Here is a 21,244-nt window from a genome sequence, read left to right on the forward strand (position 1 = left end):
CAAGGGGACCGCATGACCCAGCAGGACCAGGAGGCCGCGCCGTCGCGTCGCGGCGGCCGCTTCCGTATGCCGTCACGCGCGGGAGCGCGGGCCGGTGCCGTCGCGCCCGTGGCGGGGGGTACGGCGGGCGGGACCGGCGGTCACGCCGTCGCCGGCTCGACGAGCCGTGGCATCCGCCAGATCACCGCGCCGATCACCCGGTCCATCGAGCAGGTGGCCGGCCAGACGGAGGGTGTCTGGCGTCCGGTGGCGGGCATCCTGCGGTGGGTGTCGCCGCTCGGGTGGACGATCCTCGCGCTCGGCCTCGTGTGCTGGGGCGTCGGTGCCCGCTGGGGCTGGACCGAGCTGCTCATGGTGGCCGGTGCGGCGCTGGTGCTCTTCGGCGTGTGCTTCGCTCTCGCTCTGGGACGCACCAAGGTGCGCATCCTCGCCGAGGTCGACCCCCGCCGCGTCGTCGTCGGTGAGCCGGCGACGGGCCGGATCCTCGTCACCAACGAGGCTCGCACGCCGATGCTGCCGATCCTCGTCGAGCTGCCGGTGGGCCTGTCGGCGGCGCGGTTCGTCCTGCCGGCGCTGACCCCGGGCACCGCGCACGAGGAGCTCTTCGTCGTGCCGACCTCGCGCCGCGGCGTCATCCAGGTCGGTCCGGCCACGACCGTGCAGGGCGACCCGCTCGGTCTCATGCGGCGCACGCTGACGTGGACCGAGCGCACCGAGCTGTTCGTCCACCCGCGCACCGTGGCCCTCGAGCCGCTGGGTGCCGGCCTGCTGCGCGACCTCGAGGGCAGCACCACCGAGGACGTCTCGATGAGCGACCTCGCCTTCCACGCCCTGCGCGAGTACCAGCCGGGCGACGACCGCCGCTACATCCACTGGCGCAGCTCGGCCAAGGCGGGACGCCTGCTCGTGCGCCAGTTCCTCGACACGCGGCGCTCGCACGTCACGGTCATCGTCGACCCCGACCCGGAGCAGTACCGCTCCGGGCACGGCAAGACGGGCCGGACCGACCGCGACGTCGAGCGTGACGTCATGGCGGCCAACGCCCCGACGGCGATCCAGGCCGATGTCGAGACGGCGATCTCGGTGGGGTCCTCGATCATGGTGCGCGTCATGCTCGACGAGCAGGACTGCACCATGGTCTGCGGCGCCCAGAAGGTCACGAAGTCCGTGCCGCAGGTCGGCCTCGACGCGATGTCGCGGGTCGAGCCCGGCCCGATCGACCTGTTCGCGGCCAGCCTCGACGCCACCGACCTGGCGCCCGACACCTCGACGGTGTTCATCGTCACCGGTCCGCACCGCCCGTTCATCGAGCTGCAGCGAGCGGCCGGGCAGTTCCCGCCGGAGGTGACGCGCGTCATCGTCGTCGTCGACCCGCAGGCCCAGCACGGCATCCGCCGTGGCGGCGGCCTGTCGATCCTCACGCTGAGCGCGCTCGAGGACCTCCGTCCCCTCCTGTTCACCGGAGTTGCCCGATGAGCCAGACCGGTATCACCGCCCCGCCGCCGAGCGCCCTCGTGCGACCACCGAGCGCCCGCGAGCGTCTCGGAGCCCAGCTGGCGAAGCTGCGCCCGACGGTGCCGCAGCTCGTCGACGCCGGCTTCACGATCGCGCTCGTCGGCATCGCGCTCGTCGGCTTCCGCACCACGTTCTTCGGCCTCGGCTGGCTGTGGGTCGGCCTCGCGGGCCTGCTCGTCGGGCTCCTCGTCAGCCACGTCGGGGCCGCGTTCCGCGCCTTCGGCGTCGTGACGATGCTCGGCGCGGCAGTCGCCTACCTGCTGCTCGGCGGGCCCCTGGCCGTGCGCGAGGACCTCATCGCGGGGTTCCTGCCCTCCGGGTCGACCTTCGGGACCCTCGTGCACATGGCCGTCCCGGGCTGGAAGGAGCTGCTGACGGCCCTGCCGCCGGTGGACTCCAAGGGCCCCTACATGGCACTGCCCTTCCTCTTCGGGCTCGTCGGCGCCGCCCTGACCTACGGCGTCGCCCGGCGCTGGCCGGGCGCGGTCCTCGCGCTCGTCTCGCCGGTGGCTCTGCTCGTCGCCTCGATCGTGCTCGGCACGCAGACGCCGGCAGCCGTGCTCGTCCAGGGCGCCGTCTTCGCCCTCGTGGCCATCGGCTGGACCGCGCTGCGCAGCAACCGCAACCGTCCGGCGCTCCAGAACGGTGCCGGGCGCACGACGCGTGCCGTGACCACTGCGGGCCTGCTCGCCGTGGCCACGGTCGGCGGCTTCTTCGTCGGGCCGCTGCTGCCCGGGGCCGACCCGACGCGCACGGTGTTCCGCTCCTCGCTCGAGCCGCCGTACGACGTCAGCCAGTACGCGTCGCCGCTCGCCGGCTTCCGCCAGTACACCGAGCCCAACAGCGCCAAGCAGTTCGACAAGACGCTGCTCACGGTCAAGGGCCTTCCGGCCAACGTGCCGCTGCGGTTCGCCGCCCTCGACTCCTACGACGGGTACGTCTGGGGCGCAGGCAACTTCGCCAACCTCGGCAGCGGCCCCGTCCCCGATGGCACGAGCTTCCGCAAGGTCGGCAGCCACATCGCGGCCGAGGGTCCCGGCCAGGAGGTCACGGCCACCGTGGCGGTGCCGGCCGGTGGCTACAGCGACGTGTGGCTGCCGACCTTCGGCACCGTCACCGGGCTCGACTTCGGCGGCGGGCGCCGCGACCAGCTCAGCGACGACCTGCGCTTCAACATCGACACCAACACCGGGGTCCTGCCCGAGAAGCTCGCGGCCGGCGACCAATACACCGTGACCGCCTACGTCGAGGCTCCGCCGACGGCCCTGCCGAAGTCGGTGAACCTCGCCGACGGCTCCACCGTCGACGCGTCGGCACTGACGTTCCTCGACGACAAGGTGACGCCCTGGACCGACCGCGTCGACGGCCAGTGGGAGAAGGTCGCGGCCGTGGCCAAGGCTCTCCAGGACGGCGCCTACACCGACGGTGGCGCACCCGGGGACTACCAGAACGTCTTCCTCCCCGGGCACAGCCTGCTGCGGATGAGCCAGTTCATGAAGTCGACCCAGCTGGCCGGCAACGACGAGCAGTACGCCGCCGCCTACGCGCTCGTCGCCAACCGGCTCGGCGTCCCGGCGCGGGTCGTGCTGGGCGCGATCCCCGAGGCCGGCGGCGTCGTCAAGGGCAAGGACGTCCGCGCGTGGGTCGAGGTCAAGCTCGCCGACGACACGTGGATGCCGATCCTCGCCACGCAGTTCGTCCCCGAGCGCAACAAGAAGCCGCAGCAGCTGATCCGCAAGTCCGAGGAGAAGAAGACCGGCGCCCAGGTGCCGCCGCCGGCGGCGAACAACCCGCCGAGCGTCCTCCAGGGCCCGGACCAGGCGCAGAACGCCACGCAGCTGCGCAACCCGCAGAAGGACGACAACCCGCTCAACCCCGACAACTGGCCTGACTGGCTGCGCTGGCTCCTCTTCTACGTGCTCGTGCCCCTGCTGGTCCTGCTCGCCGTCTATGGCGCGATCCGCGGGGCCAAGTGGCTGCGGCGTCGCCGCCGTCGCACGACAGGTGGCACCTCCGCCCGCGTCACCGGTGGCTGGCGCGAGATCATCGACACCGCCCGTGACCTTCGGATGCCGTTGCCTCCCAAGGGGACCCGCATCGAGCAGGCGCGCGCGCTCGAGCTCCACGTCGACGGTCCTCCGCCGCCGAAGCCGAGCGTCGTCGTCGACGGCGCCCTCATGGGTGCGCCCGTGGCGGCGCACGGTCCCTTCGGCCCGGGCACGGTGCCGAGCGCCGACACGGAGCCGCTGCCGACCCCGGCCGCCGAGACGGGCGGCCGCGGGCAGCTGGCCCTCGTGCCGCTCGCCGCCTCCGCCAACGGGCACGTCTTCGACGTCGACGAGCCGACCCCCGAGGAGGTCGCCGCCTTCTGGGCCGACGTCGAGACGGCCCGCAAGCGGATCCGCAGCGAGCAGACGTTCTGGCAGAAGCTGCGCGGCGACGTCTCGCTCCGCACGTTCCGCGACCGGCAGCCCAGCGGCGCCGGACTCGGGCCCGCCCGCACGCGGACGTCGCGAGGACAGGGCCGGGGCGGCAGCGAGCCCCCGCGCCGGGGACGGCGCAGCACGAGCAAGGCGGGCATCGGCACCAGCCTGCCGACCACGACCACTGCAGGACGCCGCGGCAGCCGCCGCGGCGCGAGCACGGGCCAGGCCCGCACGAAGGGTGACGCGTGAAGCTGAAGTTCGTCCTCCGGTCCGGTGACCGCGAGACCGACCTCGTCGCGACGACGGACTCCGCCACCACGGTCGGCGACCTCGCCGGCTTCCTGGCGGCCGCCGACCCGAACCGCTCGAGCGTGCTCGGCGCGGACGCCCCGATGACGCTCGCGCTCGTCGACCAGGACCTGCGGGCGCTCGACCCGCGCGCGACGGTCGCCGAGAGCGGCCTCCAGTCCGGCATGCGCGTCTCGGTGACCCGGGCCGGAGAGGGCTTCGTCGACCGGGGGCGCCCGGCGGCGGTCGCCTTCATCCGGTCCGGCCCCGACGCGGGCAAGGAGTTCCCGCTCGCCCGCGGGACGGCATACGTCGGCCGTGGACGCGGCTGCGAGGTGCAGCTGTCCGACGAGTCGGTCTCTCGCAAGCACGCCAAGCTCGTCATCCAGGAGGTCGTGGAGGTCGTCGACCTCGGCTCGGCCAACGGCATCACGGCCGGCGGTCAGCAGGTGACGCGCGCGCACCTCAAGAGCGGCGACGTGGTGCGGGTCGGCGACACCGAGCTCGAGGTGCACCTGCAGGGCGACGGCGTCGTCAGCCGGCCCGGCAGCGGCGTCCTGTCGGGCGACGCCGGCACCGTCGCGTTCTCCCGCTCACCCCGCGTGGCGCCCCTCTTCACCGGACAGGAGTGGCAGGTCCCCGACCTGCCCGAGCGCGGCAAGCTCAACCCGATGCCGCTCGTCGCGATGGTCGTGCCGCTGCTGATGGGCATCGTCATGTACCTCATCACCCGCAGCGCCTTCTCGATCATCTTCATGCTGATGATGCCGATGATGATGGCCGGCACCTACTACGAGGCGCGTCGCCAGCAGAAGAAGGACTTCGCCCAGGCGATGGAGGACTTCCGCGAGGACCTCGGGCTGCTCTCCCAGCGCATCCGCGGGTCGCTCGAGGTCGAGGGGCAGACCCGCCGCGGCGAGCACCCGAGCGGGCTCGAGTGCCTGACCGCCGTGCGCGACCGCAGCGCCCTGCTCTGGACCCGCCGGCGCGACGGCAACGGCTTCGGCGAGCTGCGGCTCGGCCTCGGCACCCGTCCGTCGCGCTCCCCGATCAAGATGCCCGCGGTCGGCCGCTCCAAGGCCCAGGCCTGGCTCGCCGTCTCCGAGGAGCTGAGCGGCCTCGAGGTCGTCCACGACGTCCCCGTCGTCGCCACGCCGCTGAGCGACGGCGCCGTCGGCATCGCCGGCCAGCGCGCCGCAGCCCTCGGCGCGGCCCGTTCGCTCGTGCTCCAGGGCACCGCGCTGCACTCGCCGGCCGAGCTCGCCGTGTGCTCCTTCGCCTCCGGCAGCTCGGCGCGCGACTGGGACTTCCTCAAGTGGCTCCCGCACACGACCTCTCCGCACAGCCCGATCGGGGTCGACCACCTCGCCGCCAGCGCCCCCGGGTGCTCGGCGCTCGCCGACGCCCTCGAGGACATCGTCGAGGCCAAGGGCACCGGCAAGGAGCAGGACCAGGCCACCGCCGAGCGGCCGACCGTGCTCGTGCTCGTCGAGAGCGACGCCCCCATCGACCGCAGCCGCCTCGTCGCGATCGCCGAGCGCGGCCACCGGCACGGCATCGTCGTGCTGTGGGTCGCCGAGACGCAGCAGCTGCTGCCCGCCGCGTGCCAGACCTTCCTCGTCGTGTCCGACGACCACACCTCGCTCGCCGGCTATGTCCACGCCGGCGAGGAGGTGCAGCCCGTCGCCGTCGACCGCATCTCCTACGACGAGGCGATGGCGGGCGCCCGCCAGCTCGCGCCCGTCGTCGACGCCGGTGTCCCCGTCGACGACGCGAGCGACCTGCCGCGAGCGGTCTCGCTGCTCACCCTCACCGGCACCGACCTCGCGAGCTCCGAGGAGGCGGTCATCGAGAAGTGGGGCGAGTCCCGCTCGATCCTCACGGGTCCCTACGCGCCCGCGGTCCTGCCGCGCAAGCCCGGCAACCTGCGCGCCGTCGTCGGCCAGTCGAGCCAGGGCACCTTCTCGGTCGACATCCGCTCCGACGGCCCGCACGCCCTCGTCGGCGGCACGACCGGTGCCGGCAAGTCCGAGCTGCTGCAGGCGTGGATCCTCGGCATGGCCGCGGCCCACTCGCCGCAGCGGGTCACCTTCCTGCTCGTCGACTACAAGGGTGGCTCCGCCTTCCGCGACTGCGTCAAGCTGCCGCACACGGTCGGCCTCGTCACCGACCTGTCGCCGCACCTCGTGCGCCGCGCGCTCGCCTCGCTCGCGGCCGAGCTGCACTACCGCGAGCACCTGCTCGCCCGGCACAAGGCCAAGGACCTGCTCGAGCTCGAGCGGCGCGGCGAGGTGGACGCCCCGCCGTCGCTGATCCTCGTCGTCGACGAGTTCGCCGCGCTCGTGCAGGAGGTGCCGGAGTTCGTCGACGGCGTCGTCAACGTCGCCCAGCGAGGCCGCTCCCTCGGGCTGCACCTCATCCTCGCCACGCAGCGCCCCGCCGGTGTCATCAAGGACAACCTGCGCGCCAACACCAACCTGCGCATGGCGCTGCGGATGGCCGACGAGAACGACTCCGACGACGTCCTCGGCTCCAAGGAGGCGGCCTTCTTCGACCCGGCCCTCCCGGGTCGTGCCGTCTCCAAGACCGGCCCGGGCAGGCTCGTCCCCTTCCAGACGGGGTATGCCGGTGGGTGGACCTCCGACGTCCCGCCGCCGCCGGACATGAAGGTCGAGACGCTGACCTTCGGTCGCGGCACCGAGTGGGAGCCGCCCCGCGTCGAGGGCGCCGACGACTCCGCCGACCTCGGTCCCACCGACATCCAGCGGCTCGTGTCGACGCTGGGTCGTGCGGCGCGCGTCGCCGAGCTGGCCAAGCCCCGCAAGCCGTGGCTGCCCGACATGCGCCCGGTCTACGACCTCGCGAGCCTGCCGACGCAGCGCCGTGACGACGAGCTCGTCTTCGGCATCGCCGACGACCCCGACAACCAGGCCCAGCCCGAGATCGCGTTCCGTCCCGACAAGGAGGGCAACATCGCGATCTACGGCACCTCGGGCTCGGGCAAGTCGGTCTTCCTGCGCTCCATGGCGGTCGCGGCCGGCTACACCGTGCGCGGCGGGCCGTGCCACGTCTACGGCCTCGACTTCGGCAACCGCGGTCTCGCGATGCTCGAGGCGCTGCCGCACGTCGGCTCCATCGTGCCCGGCGGCGACCACGAGCGCGTGACGCGCCTCCTCCGGATGCTGCGGGCCACGATCGACGAGCGGGCCTCGCGCTACTCGGCCGTCAGCGCCGCGACGATCACCGACTACCGGCGCCTCGCCGGCCGCCCCGACGAGCCGCGCGTCATCGTCCTCATCGACAACATGACGGCGTTCCGGCAGGCCTACGAGGTCGGCGGCCGCTTCCACTGGCTCGACCTGCTCGCCGGTCTCGCGGCCGACGGCCGCCCGGTCGGCGTCCACTTCATCATCGCCTCCGACCAGCGCACGGGCCTGCCGACCAACCTCGCGGCAGCCGTGCAGGGCCGGATCATCCTGCGCATGAGCAACGTCGACGACTACTCCGTCTTCGGCGTGCCGGGCGACGTCCTGACGATGGCCTCACCGCCCGGGCGCGGCCTCATGGCCGGGTCCGAGGTGCAGGTGGCGGTGCTCGGCGGCTCCTCGGACGTCACCGTCCAGGCCGCCGCGATCGAGGCGTTCGCCGACGCGACCCGGAAGGCGGGCGTCAGCCAGGCCCCGCCCATTGAGAGCCTCGCCGAGGTCATCCCCCTCGGGGACCTGCCGTCGGAGTTCCGCGGCCGGCCCGTCGTCGGTGTCGCCTCCTCGAGCCTCGAGCCGCACGGCTTCGACCCCAAGGGCACGTTCATCATCACCGGTCCGTCGGGGTCGGGGCGCACGACGGCGGTCGCGGCGACCGCTGCGGGGCTCTTCCGGTTCAGCTCCGCGTCGGCGCTCTACCTCATGACACCCCGGCGCACCTCGGAGCTGCTCGACCTCGGCATCTGGGCCGAGACGGCCGTCGGCAGCGGCCCCACGTCGGCCCTCGCGAGCCGGCTCGCCGCCGAGATCGAGGAGGGGCGGGTCACCCGGCCGATCGCGGTCTTCGTCGAGCGCATCGACGACCTCGCCCCGGCGGGTGCGGAGAACGCGCTCACGACCCTCGCCAAGGCGTGCGTCGACAACGACCAGCTCGTCGTCGCCGAGGGCGAGGCGGCCTTCTTCAGCAGCAACTTCGGGCTCCAGGCCCTGCTCAAGACGTCCCGCTCGGGCCTCGCCCTGCACCCGGACGGCAACGAGGGTCTCTCGGTGTTCAAGGCCAACCTCCCCGCCCTCAACCGCGCGGAGCTCCCCCCGGGGCGTGGGTTCCTCATCGAGAAGGGCAAGTTCGAGCTGCTCCAGGTGGCCAAGCCGTGATGCCCTGGACAACGCCAAAAGCATTGGTGCAAAAGGGAATCGGCGGGAGCACACGGCATACGCCAGTGGTGCCCGAAGGGGTGGGGAGGTCATGGGGAGTGCTCCCCATCGACACCCCCCGAGGGCTGACATAGGTTTCTGCATGTCGACGAAAGCCGCTCTTCGGACGAAGGGTGCGGACGTCGAGGAGTTTCGCAAAGCGCGGGCCTGCACGGTTGGTCCGGAGGAGAACTTCCCGAATCAGTCGGGGGAACACAGGCAAAGGAGAAGGTCATGGCTTGGCTCGGAATGAACGACGATGAGGTCAACGCCCAGGGCAACGTCCTGCAGCAGCAGGCGGAGGCCATCCAGAAGCTCATCACGAAGGTCGACCAGGAGGTCGAGTCCCTGAAGCAGAACTGGCAGGGTGACGACTCCAAGCAGTTCGAGCAGGAGTGGACCGGCACGCACCGTCCCGAGCTCCAGAAGGCACAGAAGCTGCTCACCGAGATGAAGTCGACGATCGACCACGAGGTCCAGCAGCAGCGCAGCACCTCGTCGCAGTACTGAGCGCACTCGTACTGGTCGGCCGATCGGTCCGATCGGCCTGATCGTCCTCAGCTCACACCAAGACCTACACACGCTTCACTTCTGAAGGGGAACTGACATGGCTGTTTACAAGAAGGGTATGAACGCCGACGCGGTGTCCGCGTCCGGTGACAAGCTCGTCGGCTACAAGGGCGAGCTCGACGGCATCGTCGAGGCCGTCAACAGCGCCGTCTCGAACATCAAGGGCAACTGGGGCGGCACGGACGCCGAGCAGTTCCAGAGCGACTGGCACGGCCAGCGCCAGGTCGTCTCCGCGGCCGGCGACAAGCTCGACGCCATGGGCAAGAAGTGCAAGACGAACGCCGAGACGCAGAAGCAGACGTCGTCCAAGTGAGCCCGGCTGCTGCGTGAGCCCGGCTCCGCGGCATCCGCAAGCGCGAGGGGTGGTCGCTCTCTCAGGGGAGGAGCGGCCACCCTTTCGTGTGCCCGCGCGGGGACGGAAGGTGTGCCACCTCGCCCTTCGGCGAGACTAATTGGCCTCGATGGGCTCCTAGGCCGTAGATTCTTCATGAGCACAGCATCAATGCCGAAGTTTCTCCGGACAGGAGGCCCCTCGTGAGCCTGTTTCCCCTCGTGGCCGTCGCCGCCGACCGACCCGGTCTGGCCGACGCGCTGACCCGTCGTGGCTGCGTGCCCGCCCCCACCGACACCGCCGAGGTGCCCGTCGTCGAGGCCACGGCCGCTGACGGTGCGGCCCTCGCCGACCGTGTGAGCGCCGACGTCGTCCGCGAGGCGCTCGCCGCCGGCCGCGGCGTCGTCGTGCTCGGCGCGCCCGCGGGCGAGCTCGCCGACGCGGTGACCGGCGTCGCCGCAGGCGCAGAGGCCCCCTCCGGCCGCCCCCGTCCCGCCGTGCGGGTCGAGCGCGACACCGAGGTCGGCGAGGACCTGCTCGCGCGGGTCGACCTCGACGCCCTGAGCGCGTCCTCCTCGCTCGAGCTGCAGGCGCCGGCGCGTCCCCTGCTCGCAGCCGGCGGTTCCACCGTGGCCGCGACGACCACCGGCCACGGCTCCGAGGCCGGGCGCGTCGTCGTGCTGGCGCTCGCCGCCGACGCCGGATCGCCTGCCGGCGAGCTGTCCCTCGCCGAGCTCGTGCACAACGCCGTCTGCTTCGTCGCGCCGCGCCGGGTGCGCCACGTCGACGTCGCCGCTGACCACCCGCTCGTCGCGTCCGAGGCGTGGCGCGGTCTCAAGGCGGCCGTCACCGACCTGCGCGAGCTGCAGGCGGCCGACGGGTCCGTGCCCGATGCCGCCGACCACGAGGCCGCCGCCGCGCACGTCGGCCGCCTCGTCGCCGGCATCCAGGCCATGGCGCCGGAGCTGACCCACGACGCCGACTACCTCGAGGCGCTCGTCAAGGACTTCGGTCGCTGGGTCGACGGCGGCTTCGCCGTGCCGGACTTCTACGACTCGCTCGTCGCCTTCGCGCCGGCGCAGCACCGCGTCGACGGCCTGCTCCACCTCGTCGTCTTCCCGATGTACACCCAGAACGGCAACCCGAACCGCCAGGTCGAGGCCGTGCTGCTCGAGGTCATCTGGCCCGACTTCGTCGCCGAGCTCGAGGGCGGGGACTACTCCAACAAGCTCTTCCTGCCGATCCGCTTCCTCGACTTCACCGCGGGCTACGACACGAACTCCGCGGTGCTCTTCCCCGAGACGGTCGCCATGCGTGAGGTCCCGACCTTCACGTGGGGCGGCATCTTCGCCGACCGCGAGGCCGCACGCTTCCGCCGGGTCGTCTCCGAGGCCGCCGCCGTGACGCGCCTGTCGCTGCCGCCGGACGCCGCCCGCCTCGTCGCGGACCAGGAGCTCGCCGAGCGCGCCTTCGTCATGTGGGACCTCATCCACGACCGCACCCACATGCACGGCGACCTGCCGTTCGACCCGTTCATGATCAAGCAGCGGATGCCCTACTTCCTCTACTCCCTCGAGGAGCTGCGCTGCGACCTGACCGCCTTCCGTGAGGCCGTCGCGCTCGAGGGCCAGGGTCACCCCTACGCCCGCTCGGTGCAGTATGCCGTGCTCTTCGACCGCATCTTCCGCTTCGCGATCACCGGTGACCGCACCCGCAACTACGACGGCCTCGGTGGCCAGCTGCTCTTCGCCTGGCTGCACCAGAAGGGCGTGCTGCACTGGACCGACAACCGCCTCACGATCGAGTGGGAGCGCGTGGCGGAGCCGGTCCTCGAGCTCGGCCGCCTTGTCGAGGACCTCTACTGGCGCTCCATCGACCGGCCCAAGACGGCGCACTGGCTCGCCGCCTACGACCTCGTCGCGTCGGTGCTGACGCCGCACCCGCTCTCGGCGTGGGCCCGTCACCGTGACGGCGACCTCACGGCCCTGCCCCTCGACGGGCCGCCCAAGGGGCTGACCGATGCGGTGCTGCCCGACGAGTTCCCGCTGTCGATGTTCTACGAAGCCCTCGCCAAGAAGATGAAGGGCGTCATCGAGTCGACGTCCGGCATCACCGGGGCCAGCGCGTGACCGCGACGGACGCCCCTCGGGCAGACCGTGACCCGCGCGTGGTCGTCGTCACCGGCGCCACCGGGGCGACGGGACGCGCCACGTGTGCTGCCCTGCTCGCGCGCGGGGAGCGCGTCGTGGCCGTCGGCCGCGACGCCGCCTCGCTGGACTCGCTCCGGGCCGAGCTCGCCGACGCCGGGCCTGCCGCCCTGCTCGACACCCGCGTCTGCGACCTGCTCGACGGCGAGGCCGTGCAGTCCCTCGCCCGCGAGGTCGTGGAGGAGCACGGCCACGTCGACGCCCTCTTCCACCTCGTCGGCGGCTGGCGTGGCGGCAAGGGCTTCACCGAGTCCACCGACGAGGACTGGCGCTGGCTGTCGGGCAACCTCGTCGACACCCTGCGCCACACGACGCTCGCCCTGCACGACCACCTGCTCGCCTCCGGGCGGGGCCGGGTGGCCATCGTCAGCGCCGCCGGCGCGCAGGCACCCACGGCGGGCAACGCGGCATACGCCAGCGCCAAGGCGGCCGCGGAGACGTGGCTGGGCGCCCTCGCCGACTCGTTCGGCTCCGAGGACGCGCCCCCCGGGTCGGCCGCCGTCGTCGGTGTGGTGAAGTGGATCGGGACCGGCCGCACGGCGACCACCCCGGCGCGGATCGCCGAGTGGCTGACCGGGCTGCTCGACGGCGAGGCCAGCGCGCTCAACGGCGCACGCGTCGAGCTCTAGTCGTCCGACGTCCTTCCGTCGACCCACCTCGCCCACCCGGCGAACGTCATCGCACCACCTGAGTGAGGACCCCGTGAGCACCCTGCACGACCCCGACCGCCGCGGCTTCGCGTCCGACAACTACGCCGGACTGCACCCCGAGGTGCTGGCGGCGCTGGCCGACGCCAACGGCGGTCACGAGATCGCCTACGGCGAGGACGCCTACACGGCGCGCCTCCAGGAGGTCGTCGCCGGTCACGTCGGCGCCGGCGCCGTCACGTGGCCGGTCTTCAACGGCACGGGCGCCAACGTCGTGGCGCTGCAGGCGCTGCTCCCACGCTGGGGCGCCGTCGTCTGTGCCGAGACGGCCCACATCAACACCGACGAGGGCGGCGCGCCCGAGCGGATGGGCAGCATCAAGCTGCTCACCGTCCCGACGCCCGACGGCAAGCTGACGCCCGAGCTCATCGACCGCCAGGCGTGGGGCTTCGGCGACGAGCACCGCGCGCAGCCGCTCGTCGTCTCGATCACGCAGACCACCGAGCTCGGCACCTGCTACACGCCGGCCGAGGTCAAGGCGATCGCCGACCACGCCCACTCGCTCGGCATGCGGGTCCACCTCGACGGCGCCCGCATCTCCAATGCCGCGGCGACCCTCGGCACCGACCTGTCCGCCTTCACCGGCGCCGCCGGCGTCGACGTCGTCAGCCTCGGCGGGACGAAGAACGGCGCCCTGGCGGCCGAGGCGGTCGTCGTCGTCGACCCCGAGCTGGCCGCCGACCCCTCGCTGGGGCTCGTCCACGTGCGCAAGCTGTCGATGCAGCTCGCCTCGAAGATGCGTTTCGTCTCGGCCCAGCTCATCGCCCTCTACGGCAGCGACCTGTGGCTGCGCTCGGCGACGCACGCCAACGCGATGGCCACCCGGCTCGCGGCAGGGGTCGAGCCGCTCGAGGGCGTGACGGTCCAGCGGCCCGTGCAGGCCAACGCCGTCTTCGCGGTGCTCGACCGGGGCGTGGCCGACGCGCTGCGCGAGCGGTTCCGCTTCTACGACTGGGACCCGGCCACCGGCGAGGTGCGCTGGATGTGCTCGTGGGACACGACCGAGGCCGACGTCGACGCGTTCCTGGCCGAGCTGCGCCGTCTCCTTCACGCCTGAGCCGTCCCGGACCCAGCGAGAGCCTGCACCTCCAGCAGGTGCGGGCTCTCGCTGGGTCCGAGGTGGACCTGACGGTCCGGACGGGTCAGGCCGGCGCGCTCGTGAAGCGCAGGTAGGGCTTGACCTCCTCGACGGCGTCGGCCCCGAAGCGCTCGCGGGCGTCGGCGGTCGAGACGGTGGGGGCGACGATGACCTTCTGGCCCTCGCGCCAGTCGGCCGGCGTCGAGAACGGGCCGCGGTCGGTCAGCTGCAGGGCGTCGACCGCGCGCAGGATCTCGTCGAAGTTGCGGCCCACGCTCTTGGGGTAGGTCAGCGACAGCCGCACCTTGTTGGCCGGGTCGATGACGAAGACCGAGCGGACCCCGGACGTGTCGCCCTCGCCGGGGTGGATCATGTCGTAGAGCTCGGAGACCTGGCGGGAGTCGTCGGCGATGATCGGGTAGCCGACCGTGGCGCCGCTGACCTCCTCGATGTCGCCCTTCCACTCCTCGTGCTGCTCGATCGGGTCCACCGAGACGGCGAGCACCTTGACATCGCGCTTGGCCCACTCGTCCTCGAGCGCGGCGACGCGGCCGAGCTCGGTGGTGCAGACCGGTGTGAAGTCGGCCGGGTGGCTGAAGAGGACCGCCCAGCTGGCGTCCTTCCAGTCGTGGAAGCGGATCGGCCCCTCGGTGGTCGTGGCCTCGAAGTCGGGGGCGATCTCGCCCAGTCGTGGTGTTGCCATTGGCTCGTCCTCTCGCGGGTCGGGCGCACGGCGCGCCCCGGTTCTGCGGATCATTGTCACCACAAGACCATGCATGAAGTTATGGGTGTCCAAATATTGTGATGGGCACTCAGCGAACGTCCAGACTCGGGACGAAGACTGAGCGTGCAGACTCGCCCCTGTCGCCGTCCCGAGGAGCTGCCGTGAGCGCCCTGCTCGACACCATCACCAACCAGGTCCTGCACGCGCCCGTGTGGCTCGTGCTGCTCGTGGTCGGCGGGGTCGTCTTCGTCGAGGACGCGCTGTTCGTCGGCTTCGTCGTGCCCGGCGAGACGGTCGCGATCCTCGGCGGTGTCGCAGCCTCGCTGGGGCACGTCCCACTGGCCGCGGTCCTCATCGTGGTCGTCGTCGCGGCGATCGTCGGCGACACGGTCGGTTTCGAGGTGGGTCGCCACCTCGGGGGGAGGGTCGTGCGCCTGAGTGCCTTCGACCGACACCGACACCGCATCGACCAGGCCCAGGACTTCCTCGGCCGCCGGGGCGGTGCGGCTGTCTTCCTCGCCCGCTGGACGGCCTTCCTGCGCGCCGTCATGCCGGCGCTCGCCGGCATGTCCAAGATGCACTACCCGACGTTCCTCGTCTGGAACGCCGCCGGTGGGATCGCCTGGGGCAGCGTCGTCGTCACCGCCGGCTACCTCGCCGGCCAGTCCTACGCCAAGGTCGAGACGTGGCTCGGTCGGGGCGCCGCCGTGGCCGTCGGGGTCATCGTCGTCGTGGCGCTCGTCGTGTGGCAGGTCCGTCGGCACCGTGGCGAGAAGGCGTCGGACGCCGGCGCCGAGCAGGCCGGGTCCGCCGAGGGCGCCGAACGCCCCTCACGCCTGCCGTCCGCGGGCTGACCGGACACCGCACCCGCCATTGCGGATCGGCCGGATTGCCGTGGTGTGTCACGATCCGGGGTCGGGTGTCCCGTTTCGTGCCCCTCGGGCGACGTGCGTGCGATGCTCCACGGCGTGACCGAACACCTGCCGCCACCGACCGGCGCGCCCCTGCCGCCGCCGGGCAGCGACCTGCCGCACCAGGCGGACCGCCGGGAGCCCGACGGCCCTGACACCTCCGCTCCGCCCGCGGCCGCGAGCGCCGAGACCGTGCCCGTGCCGCAGGCAGCGGCGTCGACGATGCCGCCTCCCGGGCCGCCGCCCGGGTCCGCCGAGGGCTCGTCCACGGCGTCGACCTCGCCGTTCGCGCCGCCGTCCTCCGCGCCGTCGGGCTCACCGTTCGCGTCGCCCGCTGGCTCGCCCTTCGCCGCGCCGCAGGGGTCGCTCTTCACCTCGCCGCCGGCCGCGCCCCACCTGTCGCCGTACCAGTCGCCCTACGCGTCCCCCGTGCCGACCCCCGGGCACAACGGCCTCGCCATCGCCGCCCTCTGCTGCGGGATCGCGGGCCTCTTCGCGCCGGCGGCCGTCGTCGGCATCGTGCTCGGCATCGTCGCCCTCGGACAGCTGCGGCGCCGGGTGCAGCAGGGCAAGGGCATGGCCGTCGCCGGCATCGTCCTCGGGGCGTTGTGGCTGCTCGGCTGGGTCGCCCTGATCGTCTTCCTCCCGGAGGACCCGCCGGCACCCAGCGCCGCACCCACGACCGTCACGCAGCGCCACGAGGTCTTCGTCGAGGCCCTCAAGGCCGGCGACTGCTTCTCGGGTGGTCGCAAGGACGCCGTCGACCTCGTCACGGTGGTGCCGTGCGCGTCGCCGCACGAGAGCCAGGTCGTCGTCACCTTCGAGCTCCCGGCCGGGCCCTACCCGGGCGACAAGGCCGTCTCGGCCGCCGCCGAGAAGGGGTGCTCCGAGAAGGCGGACCCGCTCATCACCGACAAGGCGTACGACGAGCTGGACCCGTCCTCGATCAGCCCGTCGGACGCCTACACCTGGCGTGGTGACCGCACGGTCGTGTGCGTCGTCGAGGCCCCGTCGGGCACGACGACCGGCTCCGCGCTCAGCTGACCCCGGCTCCTCGCCCGACGTCGCGAGGGCCGAGCCGTGGACGGGGTAGGCCGCGGGGCCCCCTCCGGCGCGGAAGGGGCCCCACGGCACACTCGAGCAGCTCGAGCCCGTCCGGCGGGCCCGAGCTCAGGGCAGCGGGCTCAGGGCAGCGGGCTCAGGGCAGCGGGCCCTTGGGTCCGTGGTCCTTCTGGTACTGCACGGCCTCCTCGACGCGGGCGTCCGCGTCCTCGCTCGTCGAGTGCGAGGTGACCTTGTCGGTCGCGGTCCGGGCGGCGTCGGCCACCTTCTCGGCCACGACCGGGGCCTGCTCGCGCACGAGCTGGACACCCTGCTGCGCCTTCTCCTGCACGCGGGGGTCGTCCTTGAGCTGGCCGATCGTGCGCATGAACTGCTCGTAGGGCTGGCGGCCGGCCCGCGAGCCGAGCAGGAAGCCGACGGCGCCGGCGGTGACGATGAGCAGTCTCTTCATGGGAGCCTCCGTGGTTCGGGTCGGCGGCCCGGTGCTGGGCGCCGACGGTCTCACTGCAGCCATACCCACCGCCGCCGCACCTGCCCGCCATTCGCCCGGCCCGGGCGCGCGTGAGGCCCCCTCCCGGCTGGGAGGGGGCCTCACGGCATACCGGAGCGGTGGGTGGGGACGCTCGCACGCTCGCGCTCGCCACCCACCCCCGGCTCCGGCATCGGGAGCTGAGGTCAGCGCTCCTCGGTGCCCGCGATGAAGGCCTCGAGCTTGGCGCGACCGAGGTCGTCCGGGCGCTGCTCCGGCGGGGACTTCATCAGGTAGGACGAGGCGGACAGCAGGGCGCCGCCGATGCCACGGTCCTTGGCGATCTTCGCCGCACGGATGGCGTCGATGATGATGCCGGCCGAGTTGGGGGAGTCCCACACCTCGAGCTTGTACTCGAGGTTCAGCGGCACGTCACCGAAGGCGCGACCCTCGAGGCGCACGTAGGCCCACTTGCGGTCGTCGAGCCAGGCGACGTAGTCGGACGGCCCGATGTGGACGTTCTTGCTGTCGACGAGACCCGAGAGCGGGCCGGTCAGGTTGCTCGTGACGGCCTGGGTCTTCGAGACCTTCTTGGACTCGAGACGCTCGCGCTCGAGCATGTTCTTGAAGTCCATGTTGCCGCCGACGTTGAGCTGGTACGTCCGGTCGAGCACGACGCCGCGGTCCTCGAAGAGCTTGGCCATGACGCGGTGCGTGATCGTCGCGCCGACCTGGCTCTTGATGTCGTCGCCGATGATCGGCACGCCGGCGGCCTCGAACTTCGCGGCCCACTCGGGGTCGGAGGCGATGAAGACCGGCAGGGCGTTGACGAAGGCGACCTTCGCGTCGATGGCGCACTGCGCGTAGAACTTGTCGGCCTGCTCGGAGCCCACCGGGAGGTAGGAGACGAGGACGTCGACCTTGCGGTCCTTGAGCACCTGCACGACGTCGACCGGCTCGGCGGACGACTCGTCGATCGTCAGCTTGTAGTACTTGCCGAGGCCGTCGAGCGTGTGGCCGCGCTGGACCTCGACGCCCGTGGTGGGGACGTCGGCGATCTTGATGGTGTTGTTCTCCGAGGCGTTGATGGCCTCGGACAGGTCCTTGCCGACCTTCTTGTCGTCGACGTCGAACGCGGCGACGAACTCCACGTCACCGACGTGGTACTCGCCGAACTTGACGTGCATGAGGCCGGGGACGCCGGTGGTGGCGTCAGCGTCCTTGTAGTACTCGACGCCCTGCACGAGCGAGCTCGCGCAGTTGCCGACGCCGACGATGGCGACGCGTACGGATCCCATGGATCACTCCTTGTTGTTGGTGGTCGTGCTCTCGGTGGTCGTGCTGCGGGTGGAGCTGTCTGGGGTGGGCTCGTCGTATGCCGCGGGGCCGGGGTCGAGGGCCGCGCGCCGTTCGGCGACGATGAGCTCCTCGAGCCAGCGGACCTCGCGCTCGGCGCGCTCCTCGCCGTGCTGCTGGAGGGCGAGTGTGTAGCTGTCCATGCGCTCGCGGCGGGCCTGCGAGGCCTCGCGGACGTTGGCGAGGCGCTCCTCGAGCCGGGAGCGCCGGCCCTCGAGGATGCGCAGGCGCACCTGGGCCTCGGTGCGGGAGAAGAAGGCGAAGCGGACGTCGAAGTCGTCGTCGTCCCAGGCGTCGGGGCCGCTGGCGGCGACGAGGTCCTGGAAGTGCTCCTTGCCGTCGGCCGTCAGCTCGTAGGTGATGCGGGGCCGCTTGCTGCTCGCCGTGCCTCGAGGGGAGGTCTCGGTGGTCTCGTGGATCCAGCCGGAGTCGACGAGGTGCTTCAGGGCCGGGTAGAGCGAGCCGTACGACAGGGCGCGGAAGATGCCGAGCGCGGTGGTGAGGCGCTTGCGCAGCTCGTAGCCGTGCAGGGGGCCGTCGTGGAGCAGGCCGAGGACCGCGAACTCGAGCAGCGCGGCGCGGCGGCTCTGGGGGCGGTCGGACTTCGGCACGGACCCACCGTACACCCAGATATATCGCTGCGATACATCTCGCCGACGCATCTTCGCGACACGGTGGGTCGACCGACAGGTCCGACACCGGTTCTTGCCAGCTGGAGGCGCTTTCGGCGGCTGGATCCGGTCGCTCGACCCCGCCGACTCCCCGGGGGGTATGTGAGAGGAGTCTGTGGGGCACTTGTGCCGGTCGTGTGAGCCGCCTCCTTCGTTTCGTCGTCCCAGCGCCGGTCAGGTCATACTGAGTGGCGGCTCGGGATGGTTTCTCTCGGGCCGGATCAGTGAATGGAGCAGGTTGTGACGCAGAGCAGGCGCGACATCCGCGCTGCCCAGCAGGCGGCTGCCAAGGGTCGGCCCCAGCGTGCCGGCGGCGGCAACGGCACCGGCCGGCCCGCGCAGGGCGCGAGCTTCGACGACGGTGACGGCGGGGGCCGCACCGGGTGGAAGAAGTGGCTGCTCGGCACGCTGAAGTGGGGCTCGATCGCCGCGGCGGTCCTGCTCGTGCTCGGGGTCGTCGGCGTCGTCGTCGCCTACAACAAGACGTCGATCCCGCAGCCCAACCAGCTGGCCAACAAGCAGGTCTCGATCGTCTACTACAGCGACGGCAAGACCGAGCTCGACCGCATCGCCGTCCAGGACGGCAACCGCGAGTCCGTCCCGCTCTCGAAGGTGCCGAAGTTCGTCCAGGACGCGCACATCGCCGCCGAGGACCGCACCTTCTACCAGAACAACGGCATCTCGGTCGGCGGCATCCTGCGCGCCGTCAAGACGAGCATCACCGGCGAGGCCCAGGTCGGCGGCTCGACGATCACGCAGCAGTACGTCAAGAACTACTTCCTGACCCAGGACCGCACGATCTCGCGCAAGGCCAAGGAGATCCTCATCTCCGTCAAGATCGACGGCCAGCTCTCCAAGTCCGAGATCCTCGAGAAGTACCTCAACACCATCTACTACGGCCGCGGCGCCTACGGCATCCAGAGCGCGGCCAAGGCCTACTTCGGCAAGGACGTCTCCAAGCTCACCGTCGGCGAGGGCGCGGTGCTCGCGGCGGTCATCAACGCCCCCTCGCTCTACGACCCGGCCAACGGCGCGGACGCCAAGGCCAACCTGACCAAGCGCTACGCGTACGTCCTCGACGGCATGGTCCAGGAGGGCTGGCTCAGCGCCGCCGACCGCGCCAAGTACTCCGAGGTCCCGAAGATCCAGCCCTACAAGGGCAACAAGTTCTCCTCGGGTCCCAACGGCTACATCACCGCGCAGGTCAAGCGTGAGCTCCTCTCGACCGGGCTCTCGGAGCAGGACATCGACAACGGCGGCCTGCGCATCGTCACCACCATCGACAAGCGGGCCCAGGCGGCCGCGATCACGGCGATGAGGGACAACCTCCCCAAGAAGGTGACCGGCGGGCTCGTCGCGGTGCGACCCGGTGACGGCGCGGTCTTCGCGATGTACGGCGGCGCCGACTACTCCAAGTCGCAGTTCAACACCTCGACCCAGGCGATCATGCAGGGCGCGTCGAACTTCAAGCCGTTCGCGGTGCTCGCCGCCGTGCGCGACGGGGTCTCGACGAAGACGAAGTTCGACGGCAACCAGCCCCAGGACATCGCCGGCACGACGATCACCAACTTCGGTGGCCGCTCCTACGGCATGGTCGACATGCGCCGCATGATCGGCCGCTCGATCAACACGGCCTTCGTCAACCTCAACAACACGATCACGCCGGCGCTGACCCGCCAGGCCGCCATCGACGCCGGCATCCCCGAGCGGACACCCGGCCTCGACACGACGCTGACCAACGTGCTCGGCACCGCCTCGCCCCACGTCATCGACATGGCCACCGCCTACTCCACCATCGCGTCACAGGGCGTGCGGGCCAAGCCGTACTTCGTCAAGAAGGTCACCTCCGTCTCCAGCGACTTCACCTACACGGCCAAGCCCGAGACGAGGCGTGCCTTCGACAAGGACGTCACGGCGGACGTCACCGACGCCATGACCTACACCGTCAAGGACGGCGGCACCGCCACCAAGCTCCAGCGCCTCGGCCGCCCGATCGCCGGCAAGACCGGAACGTCGTCCTACGCCAAGTCGATCTGGTTCTCCGGCTTCGTCCCGCAGCTCGCCGTCTCGATCGGCATGTACAAGCCGGACGACAAGGGCAACCCGCAGACGCTGACCAGCAACGAGGACACCAACCTCACCGGTGGGACGATCCCGGCCGACGTCTTCTACGACTTCATGAAGGTGGCCCTCAGCGGCATGGAGGTCCAGGACTTCCCGGCCCGCGCGGGTGTCGGGGACGACAAGATCCCGACGCCGACGACGACCTTCACGCCGCCTCCCACGACGACGACGCAGGCGCCCACGACGACGCAGGCGCCGACCACCACGACGCAGGCGCCGACGACGACGCAGCTGCCCACCAAGACGAACGGCACGGGCAAGCCCCAGCCGTCGACGACCCAACCGTCGATCACGATCCCGCTCCCGGGCCCGTCGCCGACCTCCACCAAACCCGGCAACGGCTGATGGGCCGGCAGGGGGAGATGCGCGGTGGCGCGCCGGGACGGCCGGCTCGTCGGGTGACGCCAT

15 protein-coding genes are annotated in these 21,244 nt (G+C 71.8%); 11 read left to right on the forward strand and 4 right to left on the reverse strand.

Going from position 1 to position 21,244, the window contains the following annotated elements:
• Nucleotides 1–12: 12 nt before the first annotated feature.
• The 8 genes from ABD297_RS02050 to ABD297_RS02085 all read left to right on the forward strand — a co-directional run bounded on the left by ABD297_RS02050 (nt 13) and on the right by ABD297_RS02085 (nt 13,498).
• Nucleotides 13–1,476, forward strand: coding sequence for a DUF58 domain-containing protein (locus ABD297_RS02050; RefSeq protein ID WP_344252498.1), 1,464 nt, complete (start codon nt 13–15; stop codon nt 1,474–1,476).
• Nucleotides 1,473–4,190 carry a transglutaminase TgpA family protein gene (locus ABD297_RS02055; RefSeq protein WP_344252500.1) on the forward strand — a complete coding sequence of 906 codons (2,718 nt, stop codon included), beginning with the start codon at nt 1,473–1,475 and terminating at the stop codon, nt 4,188–4,190. Before ABD297_RS02050 ends, ABD297_RS02055 begins: the two co-directional genes overlap by 4 nt.
• Nucleotides 4,187–8,587 (forward strand): type VII secretion EssC family protein, encoded by a 4,401-nt coding sequence (locus ABD297_RS02060; protein WP_344252502.1) that lies wholly within the window; start codon nt 4,187–4,189, stop codon nt 8,585–8,587. The genes ABD297_RS02055 and ABD297_RS02060 overlap by 4 nt, the downstream gene beginning before the upstream one ends.
• A 273-nt stretch (nt 8,588–8,860) precedes the next feature.
• The gene (locus tag ABD297_RS02065; protein ID WP_081633740.1) at nt 8,861–9,136 is read left to right on the forward strand and encodes a WXG100 family type VII secretion target; all 276 of its coding nucleotides are present in this window, start codon (nt 8,861–8,863) and stop codon (nt 9,134–9,136) included.
• Between the two features lie 97 nt (nt 9,137–9,233).
• A complete protein-coding gene (locus ABD297_RS02070; protein ID WP_344252504.1) occupies nt 9,234–9,509 on the forward strand; it encodes a WXG100 family type VII secretion target in 276 nt (91 codons plus the stop codon).
• 791 nt (nt 9,510–10,300) lie between these two features.
• Nucleotides 10,301–11,656 carry a DUF6421 family protein gene (locus tag ABD297_RS02075; protein ID WP_344253108.1) on the forward strand — a complete coding sequence of 452 codons (1,356 nt, stop codon included), beginning with the start codon at nt 10,301–10,303 and terminating at the stop codon, nt 11,654–11,656.
• On the forward strand, nt 11,653–12,363 hold the full coding sequence (locus ABD297_RS02080; RefSeq protein WP_344252506.1) for an SDR family NAD(P)-dependent oxidoreductase: 711 nt from the start codon (nt 11,653–11,655) through the stop codon (nt 12,361–12,363). The genes ABD297_RS02075 and ABD297_RS02080 overlap by 4 nt, the downstream gene beginning before the upstream one ends.
• Nucleotides 12,364–12,436: 73 nt before the next feature.
• Nucleotides 12,437–13,498, forward strand: a complete 1,062-nt coding sequence (locus ABD297_RS02085; RefSeq protein ID WP_344252508.1) for a threonine aldolase family protein — start codon at nt 12,437–12,439, stop codon at nt 13,496–13,498.
• Between the two features lie 85 nt (nt 13,499–13,583).
• On the opposite strand, the gene ABD297_RS02090 is transcribed toward ABD297_RS02085, so the two are convergent.
• Nucleotides 13,584–14,222 carry a peroxiredoxin gene (locus ABD297_RS02090; protein ID WP_344252510.1) on the reverse strand — a complete coding sequence of 213 codons (639 nt, stop codon included), beginning with the start codon at nt 14,220–14,222 and terminating at the stop codon, nt 13,584–13,586.
• A gap of 182 nt (nt 14,223–14,404) precedes the next feature.
• Between ABD297_RS02090 and ABD297_RS02095 the strand changes: the two genes are divergently transcribed.
• A complete protein-coding gene (locus ABD297_RS02095) occupies nt 14,405–15,097 on the forward strand; it encodes a DedA family protein (protein WP_344252512.1) in 693 nt (230 codons plus the stop codon).
• Between the two features lie 114 nt (nt 15,098–15,211).
• Nucleotides 15,212–16,198 (forward strand): DUF4190 domain-containing protein, encoded by a 987-nt coding sequence (locus ABD297_RS02100; RefSeq protein ID WP_344252514.1) that lies wholly within the window; start codon nt 15,212–15,214, stop codon nt 16,196–16,198.
• A 154-nt stretch (nt 16,199–16,352) separates the two neighbouring features.
• On the opposite strand, the gene ABD297_RS02105 is transcribed toward ABD297_RS02100, so the two are convergent.
• The 3 genes from ABD297_RS02105 to ABD297_RS02115 all read right to left on the reverse strand — a co-directional run bounded on the left by ABD297_RS02105 (nt 16,353) and on the right by ABD297_RS02115 (nt 18,652).
• Entirely contained in the window at nt 16,353–16,667 is a 315-nt protein-coding gene (locus ABD297_RS02105; protein WP_344252516.1) for a YtxH domain-containing protein, read from the reverse strand.
• Between the two features lie 224 nt (nt 16,668–16,891).
• Nucleotides 16,892–17,983 (reverse strand): inositol-3-phosphate synthase, encoded by a 1,092-nt coding sequence (locus ABD297_RS02110; protein WP_344252518.1) that lies wholly within the window; start codon nt 17,981–17,983, stop codon nt 16,892–16,894.
• Between the two features lie 3 nt (nt 17,984–17,986).
• Nucleotides 17,987–18,652: a PadR family transcriptional regulator gene (locus ABD297_RS02115; RefSeq protein WP_344252520.1), complete on the reverse strand. Its 666-nt coding sequence runs from the start codon at nt 18,650–18,652 to the stop codon at nt 17,987–17,989.
• A gap of 300 nt (nt 18,653–18,952) precedes the next feature.
• On the opposite strand from ABD297_RS02115, the gene ABD297_RS02120 reads away from it, so the two are divergent.
• Entirely contained in the window at nt 18,953–21,181 is a 2,229-nt protein-coding gene (locus tag ABD297_RS02120; RefSeq protein WP_344252522.1) for a transglycosylase domain-containing protein, read from the forward strand.
• Nucleotides 21,182–21,244: the final 63 nt, after the last annotated feature.

This window comes from Terrabacter carboxydivorans (genome assembly GCF_039532035.1).
Taxonomy (GTDB): Bacteria; Actinomycetota; Actinomycetes; order Actinomycetales; family Dermatophilaceae; genus Terrabacter; species Terrabacter carboxydivorans.